Here is a 1,103-nt window from a genome sequence, read left to right as displayed (position 1 = left end):
CGTCGGAATCTGGGAGGACCATCTCCCAACCCTAAATACTCCCTAGTGACCGATAGTGAACCAGTACCGTGAGGGAAAGGTGAAAAGCACCCCGGGAGGGGAGTGAAATAGAACCTGAAACCGTGTGCCTACAACAAGTTCGAGCCCGTTAATGGGTGAGAGCGTGCCTTTTGTAGAATGAACCGGCGAGTTACGATATGATGCGAGGTTAAGTTGAAGAGACGGAGCCGTAGGGAAACCGAGTCTGAATAGGGCGCTTTAGTATTATGTCGTAGACCCGAAACCATGTGACCTACCCATGAGCAGGTTGAAGGTGCGGTAAGACGCACTGGAGGACCGAACCAGGGCACGTTGAAAAGTGCTTGGATGACTTGTGGGTAGCGGAGAAATTCCAAACGAACTTGGAGATAGCTGGTTCTCTCCGAAATAGCTTTAGGGCTAGCGTCGACATTAGAGATTCTTGGAGGTAGAGCACTGTTTGGGTGAGGGGTCCATCCCGGATTACCAATCTCAGATAAACTCCGAATGCCAATGAATTATGGTCGGCAGTCAGACTGCGAGTGCTAAGATCCGTAGTCGAAAGGGAAACAGCCCAGACCACCAGCTAAGGTCCCAAAATAATTGTTAAGTGGAAAAGGATGTGGGGTTGCACAGACAACTAGGATGTTAGCTTAGAAGCAGCTATTCATTCAAAGAGTGCGTAATAGCTCACTAGTCGAGTGACCCTGCGCCGAAAATGTACCGGGGCTAAAACAATTTACCGAAGCTGTGGATACCTTTATAGGTATGGTAGGAGAGCGTTCTATGTGTGGAGAAGGTGTACCGTGAGGAGCGCTGGAACGCATAGAAGTGAGAATGCCGGTATGAGTAGCGAAAGACAGGTGAGAATCCTGTCCACCGTAAGACTAAGGTTTCCAGGGGAAGGCTCGTCCGCCCTGGGTTAGTCGGGACCTAAGGAGAGACCGAAAGGTGTATCCGATGGACAACAGGTTGATATTCCTGTACTAGAGTATGTAGTGATGGAGGGACGCAGTAGGCTAACTAAAGCAGACGATTGGAAGTGTCTGTCTAAGCAGTGAGGTGTGAATTGAGTTAAATGCTTA

General features: G+C 49.3%; 1 rRNA gene. It reads left to right on the top strand.

The window, feature by feature from the left end:
• Positions 1-1,103, top strand: a 23S ribosomal RNA gene (locus QM923_RS09610); the annotation flags it as partial.

It is taken from the genome of Streptococcus infantis, from assembly GCF_047463275.1.
In the GTDB taxonomy this organism is placed as follows: domain Bacteria; phylum Bacillota; class Bacilli; order Lactobacillales; family Streptococcaceae; genus Streptococcus; species Streptococcus infantis_AF.
This window is presented reverse-complemented; position numbering and strand designations above follow the sequence as displayed.